The organism is Arsukibacterium perlucidum DSM 18276 (assembly GCF_000382165.1).
Lineage (GTDB): Bacteria > Pseudomonadota > Gammaproteobacteria > Enterobacterales > Alteromonadaceae > Alishewanella > Alishewanella perlucidum.
Map to the genome: position 1 here is coordinate 13899 of NZ_KB907718.1, position 14975 is coordinate 28873.

19 protein-coding genes are annotated in these 14975 nt (G+C 45.3%); 9 read left to right on the forward strand and 10 right to left on the reverse strand.

Annotation, left to right across the window (positions count from 1 at the left end):
• Position 1: 1 nt before the first annotated feature.
• Genes deoC through H141_RS0113025 form a run of 3 tightly spaced genes read right to left on the reverse strand, consistent with a single transcriptional unit; the run spans position 2 to position 1704 of the window.
• On the reverse strand, positions 2–736 hold the full coding sequence (deoC, locus tag H141_RS0113015; RefSeq protein WP_019676715.1) for a deoxyribose-phosphate aldolase: 735 nt from the start codon (positions 734–736) through the stop codon (positions 2–4).
• Positions 702–995 carry a hypothetical protein gene (locus H141_RS0113020; RefSeq protein ID WP_019676716.1) on the reverse strand — a complete coding sequence of 98 codons (294 nt, stop codon included), beginning with the start codon at positions 993–995 and terminating at the stop codon, positions 702–704. Before H141_RS0113020 ends, deoC begins: the two co-directional genes overlap by 35 nt.
• A complete protein-coding gene (locus tag H141_RS0113025) occupies positions 988–1704 on the reverse strand; it encodes a M48 family metallopeptidase (RefSeq protein ID WP_169337179.1) in 717 nt (238 codons plus the stop codon). Before H141_RS0113025 ends, H141_RS0113020 begins: the two co-directional genes overlap by 8 nt.
• 87 nt (positions 1705–1791) lie before the next feature.
• Between H141_RS0113025 and xthA the strand changes: the two genes are divergently transcribed.
• The gene (gene xthA / locus H141_RS0113030; RefSeq protein ID WP_019676718.1) at positions 1792–2604 is read left to right on the forward strand and encodes an exodeoxyribonuclease III; all 813 of its coding nucleotides are present in this window, start codon (positions 1792–1794) and stop codon (positions 2602–2604) included.
• A 33-nt stretch (positions 2605–2637) separates the two neighbouring features.
• Here xthA and yfbV read toward each other — a convergent pair whose 3' ends face one another.
• The gene (gene yfbV, locus H141_RS0113035) at positions 2638–3078 is read right to left on the reverse strand and encodes a terminus macrodomain insulation protein YfbV (protein ID WP_019676719.1); all 441 of its coding nucleotides are present in this window, start codon (positions 3076–3078) and stop codon (positions 2638–2640) included.
• A gap of 541 nt (positions 3079–3619) precedes the next feature.
• Between yfbV and H141_RS0113040 the strand changes: the two genes are divergently transcribed.
• The 4 genes from H141_RS0113040 to H141_RS0113055 are packed head-to-tail and all read left to right on the forward strand — an operon-like array spanning position 3620 to position 6012.
• Positions 3620–3967, forward strand: coding sequence for an ArsC family reductase (locus H141_RS0113040; protein WP_026349448.1), 348 nt, complete (start codon positions 3620–3622; stop codon positions 3965–3967).
• A gap of 1 nt (position 3968) precedes the next feature.
• Positions 3969–5129 (forward strand): succinyl-diaminopimelate desuccinylase, encoded by a 1161-nt coding sequence (gene dapE, locus H141_RS0113045; RefSeq protein ID WP_019676721.1) that lies wholly within the window; start codon positions 3969–3971, stop codon positions 5127–5129.
• Positions 5126–5815 carry a M15 family metallopeptidase gene (locus tag H141_RS0113050; RefSeq protein ID WP_019676722.1) on the forward strand — a complete coding sequence of 230 codons (690 nt, stop codon included), beginning with the start codon at positions 5126–5128 and terminating at the stop codon, positions 5813–5815. Before dapE ends, H141_RS0113050 begins: the two co-directional genes overlap by 4 nt.
• Entirely contained in the window at positions 5815–6012 is a 198-nt protein-coding gene (locus tag H141_RS0113055) for a DUF2897 family protein (RefSeq protein ID WP_026349449.1), read from the forward strand. The genes H141_RS0113050 and H141_RS0113055 overlap by 1 nt, the downstream gene beginning before the upstream one ends.
• Here the strand turns inward: H141_RS0113055 and yejK are convergent.
• Complete coding sequence (yejK, locus tag H141_RS0113060; protein WP_019676724.1) at positions 5966–7009, reverse strand: nucleoid-associated protein YejK; 1044 nt, start codon at positions 7007–7009, stop codon at positions 5966–5968. The two genes, H141_RS0113055 and yejK, sit on opposite strands and share 47 nt — an antisense overlap.
• A gap of 70 nt (positions 7010–7079) precedes the next feature.
• On the opposite strand from yejK, the gene H141_RS0113065 reads away from it, so the two are divergent.
• Both H141_RS0113065 and H141_RS0113070 read left to right on the forward strand, forming a co-directional pair.
• Positions 7080–7304, forward strand: coding sequence for a YejL family protein (locus H141_RS0113065; protein WP_019676725.1), 225 nt, complete (start codon positions 7080–7082; stop codon positions 7302–7304).
• Positions 7305–7310: 6 nt separating this feature from the next.
• Positions 7311–8834 carry a DUF3413 domain-containing protein gene (locus tag H141_RS0113070; RefSeq protein ID WP_019676726.1) on the forward strand — a complete coding sequence of 508 codons (1524 nt, stop codon included), beginning with the start codon at positions 7311–7313 and terminating at the stop codon, positions 8832–8834.
• A 6-nt stretch (positions 8835–8840) separates the two neighbouring features.
• On the opposite strand, the gene H141_RS0113075 is transcribed toward H141_RS0113070, so the two are convergent.
• Entirely contained in the window at positions 8841–9131 is a 291-nt protein-coding gene (locus H141_RS0113075; protein WP_019676727.1) for a hypothetical protein, read from the reverse strand.
• Between the two features lie 176 nt (positions 9132–9307).
• Here H141_RS0113075 and H141_RS0113085 point away from each other — a divergent pair, with 176 nt between their 5' ends.
• Together H141_RS0113085 and H141_RS0113090 are read left to right on the forward strand one after the other, a co-directional pair.
• Positions 9308–10141 (forward strand): CvfB family protein, encoded by an 834-nt coding sequence (locus tag H141_RS0113085; protein WP_019676729.1) that lies wholly within the window; start codon positions 9308–9310, stop codon positions 10139–10141.
• Positions 10131–11225: a DUF5924 family protein gene (locus H141_RS0113090; protein WP_019676730.1), complete on the forward strand. Its 1095-nt coding sequence runs from the start codon at positions 10131–10133 to the stop codon at positions 11223–11225. The genes H141_RS0113085 and H141_RS0113090 overlap by 11 nt, the downstream gene beginning before the upstream one ends.
• A gap of 42 nt (positions 11226–11267) precedes the next feature.
• On the opposite strand, the gene H141_RS0113095 is transcribed toward H141_RS0113090, so the two are convergent.
• From H141_RS0113095 to H141_RS0113110, 4 genes are all read right to left on the reverse strand, one after another.
• A complete protein-coding gene (locus H141_RS0113095) occupies positions 11268–11459 on the reverse strand; it encodes a CsbD family protein (protein WP_026349450.1) in 192 nt (63 codons plus the stop codon).
• Between the two features lie 249 nt (positions 11460–11708).
• Positions 11709–12953 (reverse strand): SAM-dependent methyltransferase, encoded by a 1245-nt coding sequence (locus H141_RS0113100; RefSeq protein ID WP_019676732.1) that lies wholly within the window; start codon positions 12951–12953, stop codon positions 11709–11711.
• 2 nt (positions 12954–12955) lie between these two features.
• The gene (locus H141_RS0113105) at positions 12956–13708 is read right to left on the reverse strand and encodes a DUF1365 domain-containing protein (protein ID WP_019676733.1); all 753 of its coding nucleotides are present in this window, start codon (positions 13706–13708) and stop codon (positions 12956–12958) included.
• Positions 13708–14964, reverse strand: coding sequence for an NAD(P)/FAD-dependent oxidoreductase (locus tag H141_RS0113110; RefSeq protein ID WP_019676734.1), 1257 nt, complete (start codon positions 14962–14964; stop codon positions 13708–13710). The genes H141_RS0113105 and H141_RS0113110 overlap by 1 nt, the downstream gene beginning before the upstream one ends.
• Positions 14965–14975: the final 11 nt, after the last annotated feature.

The window sequence follows — 14975 nt, forward strand, 5'->3', positions numbered from 1 at the left end:
GCTAGTCAACAGCCAGCTGCTCTGCTAATTCAGAAACCAACGCGCTCGCACCAATTCGCATAGTTGAACTGGTCGCAGTAATACCGGTTATGTGCTCATATAAATCGATTAATTGTAAAGCCTGAGCGATAGTGCGAACGCCACCTGATGCTTTGAAGCCCACAGGCCGATCGGCAGCCGCAATTATCGTCAGCATAATCCGGGCAGCTTCGTCTGTGATGCCTACTGCAACTTTACCAGTTGATGACTTAACGAAGTCTGCACCACAGTCAATTGCTATCTCTGTCGCTCTGGCAACCTGCTGAGCCGTAATCAGTTCGCCTGACTCAATAATTACTTTCAGGCAACTAGCACCACAACATCGGCGAACTTCCGTTAAAAACTGGCTAACGTGTTGATGATCGCCACGCAATAGTGCCTGATATGGCATAACACAATCAATCTCAGTGGCACCTGCTGCAAGGGCATCACTAATTTGCTGACAAACCACAGTAAGCGGTAATTCACCAGCAGGAAAGTTAACCACCGTAGCTAAGGCGCACGGTTGCCTGGCGTCAGCGATAACTTGCCTGAGCTGTGGCAGATAATCCGGATAAACGCAGTATGCTGCGATAGGTACAGGCAGTTGCGGTAGCTGTTGTAACCAGTCAGCCATCTGCAGAGCATCGTCCTGGTCATTTAATCGGGTAACATCAAGCAGTTTACTCAGCTGCAATAAGCGCAATCGGTTGGTCATAGTTAAATTTCCGTTGGTCAGTAGCTGGCGCGGCGATTATCGCTATATCAGCCCAGCCAGAATTGTCAGGCAGAGTAAACCAGAACTCAACAAAAATGCAAAAAAGTGAAAAAAAATAATTTTTTATGGAATTTTTTAAGTTCAGGCCAGTCAGAGTTATTAGTTGTAATGTTGTGTTTACTTCTCTCCCTGAAATTTCAGTTGTCCTTATTTTATCGCCGGTTTTTAACCGGCGCTTTTTTTGGACTTTTTTACTCAACTAATTGCCGTTGGTTATAACTCAACCAGGCTTGGGCCTGCGGATAATCCGGTAAGTATTGGCTAACTGTTTGCCAGAAACGTACAGAGTGGTCCATAACCCGCAGATGGGCCAGTTCATGAACCATCACATAGTCACTAACCCAGTTTGGGGCCATTATTAGCCGCCAATTCAGACCTATCACGCCAAAACTATCACAATAACCCCAGCGACGCTGCCACATACCAAGTTTCAGCTCACGATAATTAACCTTCATAAAATCAGCCCAGAATGACAAACGCGTCGGGAACCTGGCCTCTGCCTGCGCTTTTAACCAGCTATGTAGCAATTTATCGTGCCAGGCAGCCAGCTTAGCAGTGGCGACACGTGCACTGACCGCAATGATCACATTATCATTATCGAGCAAAACCTCACTTTTGCCCGCTCTGCAAAACACAACCTGTAGTAGCTTTCCTTCGAACAATATTTGTGCGGATTGTTGCCAGCTCAATACTGGCATCTGCGCCTGCTGCTTTAACAAGTGCCGTCTTATCCAGAGTTGCTTAGCGACTATAAGTTGCTGGATCTGCTTAGTATTACAACCAACCGGCGCCCGGACAGTTACCCTGCCCTGCCTTACCACAATTGCCAGGGTTCTGCGACGGCTGAATACAATGTGATAGTCAGGTAATGGCTGTTCAGTTGTTTGTAAGTCTGGTAGTTGGGCCATCAACATCGTGAACCTTGCAGACTTACCGCCTGACAGTTTCGCATGTTATGATGCCAGCTTGTTCCAGGTTGAGGCATATAGAGCAACATGAAAATTATCTCTTTTAATATTAATGGCATTCGCGCAAGACTACACCAATTGCAAGCCCTGATTGACAAACATCAACCCGATATTATTGGCTTGCAGGAAATCAAAGTACACGATGATGAATTTCCGATGACCCAGGTGATGGCGATGGGATACCACGTGTATCACTTTGGCCAGAAAGGCCATTATGGCGTAGCTATTTTAAGTAAACAAGCTGCGACCCACATGCAGTATGGTTTCCCGGGTGATGCAGAAGATGCTCAGCGCAGAATGTTGATTGGCCAATATGCGTTGGCCAATGGCAAATCCCTGACAGTTCTCAACGGCTACTTTCCACAGGGGGAGAATCGAAGCCATCCGACAAAATTTCCAGCTAAAGAAAAGTTTTATGCAGATTTACAAAACTATATAGAACAAAATCATAGCGTGGACGATTTTTTGACCGTTATTGGCGATATTAATATCTCACCTCTGGATTTCGATATTGGGATCGGCGAAGCCAATGCCAAACGCTGGTTACGCGAAGGCAAAACTTCCTTTCTGCCTGAGGAACGGGCATGGCTGCAACGCCTGAAAGATTGGGGGTTAATTGATACCTACCGCCAGCTGTACCCTGAAGATATCAGCCGTTTCAGCTGGTTTGATTATCGTTCTAAAGGGTTTGATGACAACAGGGGGCTGCGTATAGATGTTGTAATGGCTACCCAACCACTGGCTGAACGCTGCACTGAAGCCGGCATAGATTATGAACTGCGTGGTATTGAACGGCCATCAGATCATGCGCCGGTATGGTCTGTATTTAATCTTGAATAATGACAGTTAACACTACCTGCTACTTTATGCGGTCTACAGCCAAGGTCGCATAAAGGTTTTATCCAGCTGTTTATAAGCTATGGCCAACGTATTGGCTAAATCTACGTAATTGCGCGGTTCCTTAACGGCTTGCGTTTCCACTCCTTGTTCCTGCATTTGCTGGCGGATTTGCCTGCACCAGCTTACCAGGGCGGGCGGCAAGCGGGATGACGAGCGGACCCCCAACCAGTACCAACCCTGAAGTGGTAATGACAAAATGAACAACATCATCGCCAGGATTTGTCCTGTAAAACCACTACCTAATAATGTTAATTGAAAAAAAGCCGTCAATACGGCGAGGCCCGGCAGGTAACGAAAACCAAGACTGGTTAATTGAATAACTTTATTTTCCGGAAACAGCGAGTTAAGCTCAGGCTTAACCGGCCATATCAGGCTGTACTGACGCCCTTCTTGCAATAGCGCAAATAATTTCATTGAGGTAGCCCCTAAATCGTTACAACGGCCATACTTAAATGTAGCATAGTTACTATACGATGCGCAGGCTTAGTTGTATCACTGCAACAACAAACATCAGTAAAACCGACAATCGAGTTTGTCGCAGCTTTTGATTAACTATTCATTTTGACTTAAATAGCAGCAAATTAAGCCATGCAGGATTAAAGCAATTTTCAGGCCAAATAATATTCAAAATATAATCAGATACTTAAAATGAAACCTTGCTGTTACCAACAATCTTACCCACAGAAACTGTGGACAAGTTTCAACGCGCAAAGGCCGCGATAACGACTGCTGTCAGCATTTTTATCAACTAAAAGTACTGTTTCGCTAAAATTTAATTATTAAGTCATCGTTTTGTCATGTTTAGCAGTAAAGTTCCGCCTTACTTCCTTGTATTTAGCTAATTAGCTGCAACTAACAGCAGAAAACATTTTCATATTACGCTAGTATTGCTGGCAGTTTTTTGCAGACAGCCAACAAGCCCGATGGCTATCTCCGGATAATGGAATGCTTTGCTATGATAAAAATGTACGGTATTAAAAACTGTGACACCATTAAAAAAGCCAGAAAATGGCTGGAACAACACCAGATTGATTATCAGTTTGTTGATTACCGGCAAGACGGCCTGAGCGCTCAACTCCTGACAACATTCAGCCAGCAACTGGGATGGCAGAACCTGCTGAATACCCGGGGTACGACTTACCGGGCACTGGAGGCGGAGACAAAAGCCAATCTGACTGAACAAGCTGCGCTTGAGCTGATGCTGCAACAGCCCGCCATGATCAAGCGGCCGCTGCTGCAACTAAACGATACTTACATTCTTGGCTTTAATACTGACACTTATCAAAAACTGCTGGAAGACTAAGATGAACTGGCTTGATCCTAAACAAAACCCGGTACTATCCCTGGCGATAGACTTAATCTCCCGCGAGTCGGTTACCCCTGCTGATGCAGGTTGTCAGCCTTTGCTGGCTGAACGATTAGCGGCCATTGGTTTTAACATCGAAATGCTGGAATTTGCAGACACGCTAAATATGTGGGCCAGACATGGCACTGGCAAACCATTGTTTTGCTTTGCCGGCCATACTGATGTTGTACCAACGGGGCCTTTAACCCAGTGGCATACTCCGCCTTTTAAGCCAACTATTATTGGTGACAATTTGTTTGGCCGTGGCGCGGCAGATATGAAAGGTAGTCTGGCAGCGATGGTAGTGGCAACTGAACGCTTTCTGGCACAATGCCCTGATCCTGCTTTTAATATTGCTTACTTAATCACCAGTGATGAAGAAGGACCATTTATTAATGGCACAGTGCGGGTAATTGAAACGCTGGAAGCCAGAAGCGAAAAAATAAAATGGTGTTTAGTAGGTGAGCCATCAAGTGGTCAGAAACTGGCAGATGTTATCAAAAACGGCCGTCGCGGCTCGCTAACCGGACATCTAACTGTAAAAGGTATTCAGGGTCATGTGGCCTATCCCCACTTAGCTGACAATCCGGTGCACAAAGCTGCTCCGGCGCTGGCCGAACTGGCCAGTGAACAATGGGATAATGGCAACGCTTTTTTCCCCGCAACCAGCTTTCAGATTGCTAATATCAATGCCGGCACTGGGGCGTCAAATATCGTACCGGGCGAACTAAAGGTCATGTTTAATTTTCGCTACAGCACTGAAGTCACGGCTGAGCAATTACAACAAAGGGTTTATGCCATGCTGGACAAGTATGGCCTGAATTATCAGTTGGACTGGATTTTAAATGGCTTACCCTTTCTTACTGACAGCGGCAATTTAGTTGAAGCTGTCGTGGCAGCTGTAGAACAAGTACAGGGTTTTACTCCTCGGCTCGAAACGACCGGTGGCACCTCGGATGGTCGTTTTATTGCACCAACCGGAGCGCAGGTTGTGGAACTGGGTCCATGCAACGCGACTATTCATAAAGTAAATGAATGTGTGTCAATCCATGACCTGACAGTTCTGGCTGATATTTATCAGGCTTTATTACAACAATTACAGCAAAAACTGACGGTATGACAGTGACACTTCCCAGCGCCGACATGCTAACCGGGTGCAGTCAAGCTCATCTGACAACATTGGCTGACGGTCACTTGATCCACAGCGAGATGCACAGAGCATGGCAATTGCTGCAACATGCAGCTGCTGCTGATGGTATAGAAATAAAAATTGTTTCGGCGTTCAGAAGTTTTCAGCGCCAGGCAGCTATCTGGCAGGCAAAATGTGACGGTTTGCGCCCGGTTTATAACCTGGCGCAGCAGCAGGTGACTATTACATCGTTAAGCGGCCTGGCCAAACTGGAGGCTATTTTGTTGTATTCAGCCTTACCAGGGGCAAGCAGACATCACTGGGGCACCGAACTGGATGTGTATGATGGCGCAGCGGTGGCAGAAAACTACCAGCCACAACTCCTGCAGGCGGAATATCAGGATGATGGCCCTTTTGTAAAATTAAACCATTGGCTCAGTACGGAGGCCGGTAAGTTCGGCTTCTTCAGACCCTATAACCAATACCGTGGCGGCGTCGCAGCTGAACCCTGGCATTTGAGCTATGCCCCGATTGCCAAACCTTACCTGCGGGCTTTGACTCTCGACACCTTAAGATATTGCCTGCAACGCCACCCGGTTGCTGAGCAAGAAAGTGTGCTGGCTAATTTAGCGCAACTGTATCAGACTTACGTATTAAATATTTGTGAGGACACCTGATGAACTGGCCACTATTCTGGGCATTACTGTTTGGCTTTGGGATGATTATCGGCAATATCATGCTGGTAAAACATTCTGCCAAAATTAAAATGCCCAGCCTGAAAGATGCGAAAGAAACACATCCCAGGCCGGCCGGCAACAACGACAATGTTACTCGTCATCGCTTTGACGCTGAAAAGCCGAATAACCCTGAATAAAGCGTTGCAACTGATCACGCAAGTTTGGTGGTGTGCCTTTAATAATCAACGTATCGGTGCCAACATCGTACTGCACCCGCTCACCCAGTAGTTTTTCGTCGAAACTTAGCGATAAACCTGCTCCGGCGCCATTGAATTTCACCATTTTTTTCAGCTCTTTTACTTCAACAGGAAATTGATCTGCCACTTCTAGCTGTTGTTCAGCACAATAATGCAAAAAGCCATTTTCCTGTTCAGGGTCAACTACTGCAGAAAGTTCAGCTAATACCACATCCTGACCGGCCTTAGCTCGTTCTTCACAATAATCAAATACCTGGCGCCGGGCAGAGGTTTTTTCAGCTTGCTCAAACTCTGCCGCAGCGAAATATTCTTCAACCGATGACAATACTTTTTTACTGTTCTGACGGGCGTCTGTACCTTCGGCACAACCAAGAAAATCCAGGAAAAAATCAGCCACTTTTCTACCTGCTCTGCCCCGGATAAAACTGATGTAATTACCAGCATCAGCATTAACTTTATACTCAGTGAGATCTAAGCGGGCTGCCAATTGCATTCTGGCGATATCGAGATGGCGTGAGGTTGATAAATCGAGCTGCTCAGTCAGAGCAAAGTGATCTTTACTGCCAAGCAGACAAACTAACAAAAACTCGCTGGCCAGATAACGATAATGCCCCAGCAACAAATACCCCGTTTCTGGTAGCTGGTGAGTGCTTAACTGGGTAATCAACGCGTCGGTCATCGCTTTGGCAAAACCAAGATAGTCTGTGTCACCAGCGTGCCAGCTGGCTAATGCCTGCGGCACCGTGGGTTCTTTATTATCAGTAAAGCTGGCATAGCCTTTTGCCGGCTTACCATTGTACGCCAGGTGCAACTGCTCCAGTAGAGGCCCTACTGACCCGTCAGAGCCAATTAATTGCTCCCGGTAGTGAGCGCTATGTTCGCCACTTGTTGAAAGGTCGATATAGTTAATAGCTAAATGCAGTACATCCACGGACATAATTTTTCCTGTTTTAACTGAAATCTGATACTATTCTTTAGTTTGAAAATCATCTAAATCTGAGTGACACATGCCCATTGTATCAAAGTATTCAACCGCACAAATTGAAAATCTGGTAAATCAGTTACTGGATACCTTTCACGCTAACAATGCCACCACTGAACTTAGCTTGATGTGTTTAGGAAATGCGGTAAGTCACGTGATTAACAGCAGCGTGCCGGCAGCACAACGCGCCGCTGTTGCCAGCCATTTTAGTCAGGCATTAACTGACGCAGTCAATCATAAAAGCAACTAATCCCGAATGGTAATTGAACAAAACTTATCCCTGGTAAAAAAAGTCAATCGGCTGCTCAGCTGGGGGCATTGGTTCAGCTTTTTTAATATTTTACTGGCATTAGCGATTACCAGTGTTTATTGGTTATCTGAACCTGCACCAGAAACAGTTCTGGGTTGGCTATACCTGATTTGCTACTGGCTGGGCCATACCGCTTTTCTTTGTTTTATGTTCTTTATAATAACTATATTTCCGCTTTCATTGGTTTTCCCCTATCAAAAGCATTTGCGGGGCCTGGCTGCATTTTTAGCTACTTTTGGTATGGTAGTACTGATCTTCGATGCCTACGTCTATACCAATCTGGGTTACCACATTGGCAGTACATCCTGGGATCAGACAGTCGCACTGCTGCGTCAACAAGTTGTCACAAACTTGCGTAACTTTGTGCTAATTGTAAGCTGCGTTGCTGCGATCCTAATTGCGGTTGAGCTGACCATAGGTAATTACTGCTGGAAGAAAATTGCCAGACTTAAACAAAGCCGGATCAGCCGGCCGCTTTTAGCTATTTTTATCGGCAGCTTTGTACTTAGCCATATTATTCACATCTATGCCGATGCCCGCTTAAAGTGGGATGTCACCAAACTGGATAACGTTTTACCTTTTTCCTACCCTGCTACCGCTAAAACGTTTCTTGCCCGGTATCAAATGGTAGATCTGGCGCAGCGGGCACAACGACAGGCAGACCGGCTCAGCATTTCAAATCCTGAACTTAATTTACGCCAGCTGCAATGTGCAAAAACTCCTGCTGAACCCGTGTTGATAATAATTTCTGCAACATTAACAAAGCAGATCAGTGAGTTTATGCGCCAGCAGGGTTTGCGCCAGCACGATCAGCATTTTGCGCCTAACAACGACACCGAGGCTCTGTTGCAATTATTATATGGCCAGTTTTTGTTGACTGACGACAGTCAGCATCAGTTGCTGCAGCCACCCGCTTTTATCGAGCAGCTACCGCTAAATACCATGCAAATCAGTAGCCGGACAAACGCTATTACAAGCAAACTGCCCTGGCTGGATGGCAGTCAACGGGCAGCGAAGCCAACGATAAACATCATTTTTGATGATGACCCCAGCGCTAACTGGCCCGATTATCAACAATATAATCGTATTGTGTTATTGCCTCTTACCAGCATGCAACCAAAGTTTGTATTAGCTCCTGTTAACGCAATGGTTCGCTGGCCAGAACTGACAGAGCGCCTGAAACAACAGAACTCAATGCATCTCGATCTACTGCCTACTTTACTCAGTTCTGTCGGGTGTAATCCCGAAAGTAGCTGGCTTGGCGATAATCTGCTGCAACATCACACGCTTCCCAAACTTAGTATCAGCCAGCAGGATATTGTTAGTATTCGTAAAGATAAAATGGTGGTGCTGCGCCAGGATGGTAGCTTTGGGGTTTGGTCGGCGGGTACCTTAGTACCTCTGAACGAAAAGCTTGATACGCCTATGCTGACAGATGCCCTGAAAAGGCTGGAACCTGCAGAGCAATAGTACGCCCTACTGCAGGGTCTTAGTGACTCTAAGCTTTGGCCTTTTTCCTGCAAGTTCCAGTTCTGCCAGATGAAAGAGATTGGTATAAACAATTGGCGGCACCGGCTCATTAAAGCGCTCAAGAAAGGCAATTTGCGCATCCTTAACTAACTGCTGATAAAGCTGGTCGTACTGGCTGTAGCCATCATATGAATATGGCTCATCCAGTTCTGCCAAACCTACCTCTCGCTGCTTACGCATATACCAGTTAAGTAAAAACTCATACTGTTTAATATCCAGCCACTGCCGACAATCCATCTATTTAACGACCTTAAGAGTTGGGGTTACTTATTGCTATCTTATTATTTACGTCACAACCGGTAAACTGGTTCTGACTGATAGTATAGCGCATGCAGGCTATGGTAAATAAGCTCTGCAGCCTGGCGTAAAAGCAGTTACAATACGCCATTAACAGCAATAAAGTTGGAATAGTAATGATTGCACTGGGCACCCTGAATACCTTAACCGTAAAAAAGCAGGTTAAATTTGGTTTTTACCTCGACGGATTAAGTTGGGGAGAAATATTGTTGCCCAATAACGTGGCGCCGGCAGGTCTGGAAATTGGTCAGGAACTGCAGGTTTTTCTTTATCTCGATTCAGAAGATCAACTTATTGCGACCACTGAAAAACCGGCGATAATGGTAAGCCAGGTGGCAATGTTACCGGTAGTTGCGGTAACAAAAGTTGGTGCCTTTTTAAACTGGGGCTTGAAAAAAGATTTACTGGTACCCTTTAGTGAGCAACAAATCCCGTTAAAAGAAGGCCAGAGATATCTGGTTCATTGTTATGTTGACCTAAGCAACCGGATCGTCGCTTCAACGAAATTAGACCGTCACCTGCATAAAACAGAGCCGCGCTACAACACTGGAGATAAGGTAGATATTATCATCAGCGAGCAAACTGACATTGGTTATAAGGCCGTGGTAAACCATGAGCACTGGGGTGTACTTTACAAGAATGAAGTATTCAAACCCTTACGTCGTGGTGACAAGCTCAGCGCTTACATTGTTAAAGTACGGGATGACGGTAAAATAGATCTGCGCTTAACGGCCGCTACCTATAAACAGGCGCTAGAACTTACCGAGCAGGTCTTAACTAAATTAAAGCAAAATGGCGGTAAGCTGGCATTAACCGATAAAAGCTCCCCTGAACTCATCTATGAAGCATTCGGGGTAAGCAAAAAGGCTTACAAACAAGCCATTGGTACCCTTTATAAAGATAAAAAAATCGTCATCTTAGACGCAGGCATCATGTTAGTTGGCAGCTAAACTCCCTACCAGCGACAGGTTGTCCAGAATACAGCCCGCTATTAACTGGCTGCTCGACGTATTTCAACGCCACTCCGGCTTGATGGCTGTTTTGGCATTTGTGTCTGGTATTGCCAGTTATGTACTTGTTGATCGTAAAGAATCAATAGCCCAGTTTATTGCAGCCTTTATGTTGGTCAGCTGGGTGTTACTGGTCGCGGATAATTGGTTAAGAGCCAGTCTGGAACGCAGGCTTGGCTGGAACGTATCGCCTATAGTTATTCGGTTTCTGACACAGCTGGTGCATCAGGAAAGTTTATTTTTTGCTTTACCATTTTTTCTGGCCGTTACCAGCTGGGACCACGGTCAGGCCTTATTTACCAGTCTGTTGTTGGTTTGTGCGTTAGTCTCGATTATCGACCCACTTTATTACAAGCATCTGGCTACCCGCTACGCCCTCTTTGTAGCATTTCATACCCTGGCATTGTTTGTTGTAATGCTGGTGGTGTTGCCACTGTTGCTGCAACTGACTACCCAACAAAGCCTAATCGCAGCAATTGCCGCTGCTCTGGTATTCAGCTTGCCAAGTATGGTTCGGGTGTTACCTCCGGGTCACTGGTGGCGCTTGCCTATGTTGGTAGGAATGCTCTGTCTTATGGCATTTACTTTGTGGCAATTACGAAGCTGGGTGCCCCCTGCGGGCATCAGGCTTACTGATATTGCAATCTCTTATCAGGTTGATATTGAACAACGTAGCGCTGGCACCAACATTACTGAACTTAATGTGGCGGATTTGCAACAGGGACTCTACGCCTGGACGGCAGTCCGGGCACCAAGGGGCCTTAGAGAACAAATTCATCATGTGTGGCTACTTAATGGCAAGGAAGTTGACCGTATTGTGCTGGATATTCGTGGTGGCCGCGAAGCGGGCTACCGGGCATGGAGTCACAAACTGATTTTTCCACCCTATCCTGCTGGCAACTGGCAACTTCAGGTAGTAACAGAATCCGGCCGTTTAATTGGGCTGACACGCTTTAAAGTAACCCGAAGTAGTGAGATAAGTAAAAGTAGTGAGATAAGTAAAAGTAGTGAGATAAGTAAATAGGATAAAATAGAAAAGGGCCTTACGGCCCTATAAATCAAAATATTAATCCTGTAGTCGATTAAATTCCTGCTCAGCCTTTTCGCGGCTCATACCATAACGTTCCTGCATTTTACCGCAGAACTTTTCGAAACTGCCGTCCACCTGTTGGATGTCATCATCAGTTAACTTGCCCCATTTTTCTTTAACAGAGCCTTTCATCTGACGCCATTTGCCTTCTGCAATATCACTATTCATAATCATTCTCCGTTGCATTAGTTAATAAAAGACTTGCCACAGTTGCAGCGCTAACGTCTGAACAGCGGCAACAACTTAATAATCGTTGCAATGGCTATACCAAATGACTATGAAACTCTAACCTTTTGACTTATTTAGAAAAAAGATGAGCCGCATTGCGCGGCATTAACTCATATTTAACAAAATGCAGAATATTTTACCGACCAGTATGAAAAAAATGCACGTTTGTACCCGCCGCTATAATATTAGCTAATAAACATTACGATTATCTGGTTTAGAAAGTACCATATGAACCGCACTGGTTGCCCGCTCCATAAAGCCCCCCTCGCAATAACATAAGTAAAAATGCCATAGCCGGATAAAATTATCGTCATAACCCAACTGATGAACTGCGTCACGCTGATGCATAAAGTTATCACACCATAACTTCAGAGTTTTAGCGTAATCAAAACCAATATCCTGCACCTGACGGATCACCAAATCTGTTTTGCGGCTGACAGCCGTTGCCATCCTGCTGATTGAAGGTAAACAACCACCCGGGAAGACATAACGCTTGATAAAATCAACTTCCCGCACATATTGCTGATAACGTTGGTCAACTATTGTAATTGCCTGTAGAACCATCAGGCCATCAGGCTTTAGTAAATTGGCGCATTTTTGAAAATATTCATCAAGATAATTATCGCCAACCGCTTCTATCATCTCAATAGAGACTAATTTATCGTACTGACCGGTTAAATCACGGTAGTCTTCAAACAACAATGTTATATGGTCCTGCAGGCCTAAAGCTTCTACTTTTGCTTTAGCATAAGCCAGCTGTTCAGCTGAAATAGTGGTAGTCGTTACTTTACAACCATAATTCTGAGCGGCATAAATTGCCATCCCTCCCCAGCCAGTGCCAATCTCAACCAGGTGATCACCGGGTTTTAGCTGCAATTTGTCACAGATTTGCTTCAGCTTATGTTGTTGTGCTGCTGCCAAATCAGCTGTTTCAGATGGAAATACCGCACTGGAGTACATCATACTGTCGTCTAAAAACAGTTGGTACATTTCGTTGCCAAGATCGTAGTGAGCGGCGATATTCTTTTTAGCCTGAGCTTTGGAATTACTGTTACGCCAGTTCAACGCTTTCAGAAATGGCCTGCTAAGCCTGGCCCAGGTTGAGTCCATTTTATCGAGCAGCGGTAAATTGCGACCAAAAATGCGTACCAAAGCAGTTAAGTTGTCACAGCGCCAATAACCTTCGATGTAAGCTTCACCGCCACCGACAGACCCGGCCAGCACCAGTTTTTGATAAAAACCGGGATCTAGCACGGTAAGGGTAACTTTTAAATCACTACCCGCCTCTCCCAACTGGAATCGTTGTTCCCCTTCAATCAGGGTGATATCTCCCTGTTTAAGTTGCCCTAAAAATGTCAGGGTAAATTTCCGGCAAAGCCGGTCAAACCAACCCAAATTAGCAAAAACCGCCTGATCGGTAAGCGATAAAGTCATAACTACTGTTCCCTGGATTTTGGATGTTGATGCAGCGGCACACCCTTTAAATAAAGTTTTAATGCCTGCCAGTAAATGCGCCACATTACCTGTACGTTTTGCCATGGATGGCGGATCAGGATCCGCCGCCGGTTAGCCCTGGTCAGGCTGAACCGTTTTAGTCTGATCCAGGCACTGAATACGGCCTGTTGATCTTTAAAGTTAGTTATACTGCAGAAGAGTTCTTGCGCCGGAGCTGGTATTTGCCAGCGATACTCCATTTCTATCGGGTTAAATGGCGACACATGGAATGCTTTATCGTGCTGATAAAAACCTGGTTGGTCATTATCAGCATTAATTGTCTGTAAGTAGTAATGGCGCTCATTCCATGGTGTATTGCTGACTTCCGCCAATAAATAACAAAAATCGGCGTTTAGGTCATAACAGTAGTAAAGTGTAATCGGGCTAAAATAATAACCCCAATTTGCCAGAGGCGTCAGCAGGTAAACCTTAGCAACAGCTTTGTCACCACCCAACTCACACACTTTATCTTTTACAGCCTGTAATAATTGCTCATTGCCCGCCAGGTAGTCACGGCGCCGATAGCTCAGGGCACCAAACGTCTCGTGCTTAATTCCAACCAACGATAAACTTGCTGGTGTTAATGCCTCACAATCAAGCCAATAAGCATTCAATGAGTAATCAAAACCATGCTGTTTTGGTACAAAACGTTTATGGCCTACTTCACCGCAATATACCGCATGTCCGCCTTGCATTAATAATTGATCCCAAACATTGCCGCAATATCCACGGCACTTCTGGCACCGTCTTCATGAAAACCATTATACCAGTAGGCACCACAGAAATAAGTATGATTATGTCCGTTTATAACACTACGTTTTTGCTGAGCAGCCATCGTCATCATGTTGTACACCGGATGGGCATATTGATATGTTCCAAGAATTTTCTCTTTGGTAATGGCAGCCGTATTATTTAAAGTAACACAAAAGGTAACAGGAGCATCCAGCCGCTGTAATATATTCATATTGTAGGTTAAGGTGGCGCGACTGCGCTCCGTCGCATCCAGATTGTAATTCCATGATGCCCAGGCAGCACGACGTTTAGGCAGCAATCCGGTGTCAGTATGCAACACTACTTCATTCTGTTGGTAAGCAATAGCCCCCAGTACCGACTGCTCATCAGCTGTTGCGTTGTGACCGAGCAAAGCTAATGCCTGATCGCTATGACAGGCAAATATAACTTTATCAAATTGCTCACTCTCACCATTCGCGAAATGCAGCGTAACCCCCTGCTCATCACGGCTGACTGACAAGATGTTTTGCGACAATCTGAGGTTAGCGGTGCCAAGTTTGTTTAAAAGCGCGTCAACATAGCGCTTAGAACCGCCTTTTATTACAGCCCACTGTGGCCTGTCTGCTATATTAAGCAGGCCGTGGTTATTAAAAAAGCGCAGGAAAAAACGGACGGGGAAAGATGGCATCTCAGTTAGACCGGCAGACCAGATAGCCGCCCCCATCGGTAATAAATAGTTGTCACGCATGCCATTACCAAACTTATACTTGCGTAAAAACTCACCCAATTTTAAATCCAGATCAGGGTGTTCTGCAGCGACTAATTGTTTGCCTAATTTATTGAAACGAACGATATCAGCTAACATTCGCCAGAATGAAGGTCGCAGGATATTACGTTTCTGAGCAAATAAACTGGCAAAGGTATTGCCGTTATATTCCAGATCCTGCTGTGAGTTTTTCACCGAAAAACTCATCTCTGTATCCAGTTTTTCCACTGCCAAATCAGCAATAAACTTATTAAATACCGGATAAGTCCAGTTATTGAACACAATAAAACCGGTATCGATCGCGTACGTCACGCCTGCCACTTCAACATCAATAGTAGCAGTGTGCCCGCCCAGATAATCATTTGCTTCGAACAGGGTTACTTCATGTTCCTGCTGTAATAAATACCAGCTGAGCATGCCTGAAATGCCCCCGCCAATTACTGCTATACGCATTCACGCTTCCT

Excerpts from the sequence above, each read along its gene's own strand:
- deoC (WP_019676715.1), bottom strand. The coding sequence starts at position 736 with ATGACCAACCGATTGCGCTTATTGCAGCTGAGTAAACTGCTTGATGTT.
- H141_RS0113025 (WP_169337179.1), bottom strand. The coding sequence starts at position 1,704 with ATGGCCCAACTACCAGACTTACAAACAACTGAACAGCCATTACCTGAC.
- xthA (WP_019676718.1), top strand. The coding sequence starts at position 1,792 with ATGAAAATTATCTCTTTTAATATTAATGGCATTCGCGCAAGACTACAC.
- yfbV (WP_019676719.1), bottom strand. The coding sequence starts at position 3,078 with ATGAAATTATTTGCGCTATTGCAAGAAGGGCGTCAGTACAGCCTGATA.
- H141_RS0113040 (WP_026349448.1), top strand. The coding sequence starts at position 3,620 with ATGATAAAAATGTACGGTATTAAAAACTGTGACACCATTAAAAAAGCC.
- dapE (WP_019676721.1), top strand. The coding sequence starts at position 3,969 with ATGAACTGGCTTGATCCTAAACAAAACCCGGTACTATCCCTGGCGATA.
- H141_RS0113050 (WP_019676722.1), top strand. The coding sequence starts at position 5,126 with ATGACAGTGACACTTCCCAGCGCCGACATGCTAACCGGGTGCAGTCAA.
- H141_RS0113055 (WP_026349449.1), top strand. The coding sequence starts at position 5,815 with ATGAACTGGCCACTATTCTGGGCATTACTGTTTGGCTTTGGGATGATT.
- yejK (WP_019676724.1), bottom strand. The coding sequence starts at position 7,009 with ATGTCCGTGGATGTACTGCATTTAGCTATTAACTATATCGACCTTTCA.
- H141_RS0113065 (WP_019676725.1), top strand. The coding sequence starts at position 7,080 with ATGCCCATTGTATCAAAGTATTCAACCGCACAAATTGAAAATCTGGTA.
- H141_RS0113070 (WP_019676726.1), top strand. The coding sequence starts at position 7,311 with ATGGTAATTGAACAAAACTTATCCCTGGTAAAAAAAGTCAATCGGCTG.
- H141_RS0113075 (WP_019676727.1), bottom strand. The coding sequence starts at position 9,131 with ATGGATTGTCGGCAGTGGCTGGATATTAAACAGTATGAGTTTTTACTT.
- H141_RS0113085 (WP_019676729.1), top strand. The coding sequence starts at position 9,308 with ATGATTGCACTGGGCACCCTGAATACCTTAACCGTAAAAAAGCAGGTT.
- H141_RS0113095 (WP_026349450.1), bottom strand. The coding sequence starts at position 11,459 with ATGAATAGTGATATTGCAGAAGGCAAATGGCGTCAGATGAAAGGCTCT.
- H141_RS0113100 (WP_019676732.1), bottom strand. The coding sequence starts at position 12,953 with ATGACTTTATCGCTTACCGATCAGGCGGTTTTTGCTAATTTGGGTTGG.
- H141_RS0113105 (WP_019676733.1), bottom strand. The coding sequence starts at position 13,708 with ATGCAAGGCGGACATGCGGTATATTGCGGTGAAGTAGGCCATAAACGT.
- H141_RS0113110 (WP_019676734.1), bottom strand. The coding sequence starts at position 14,964 with ATGCGTATAGCAGTAATTGGCGGGGGCATTTCAGGCATGCTCAGCTGG.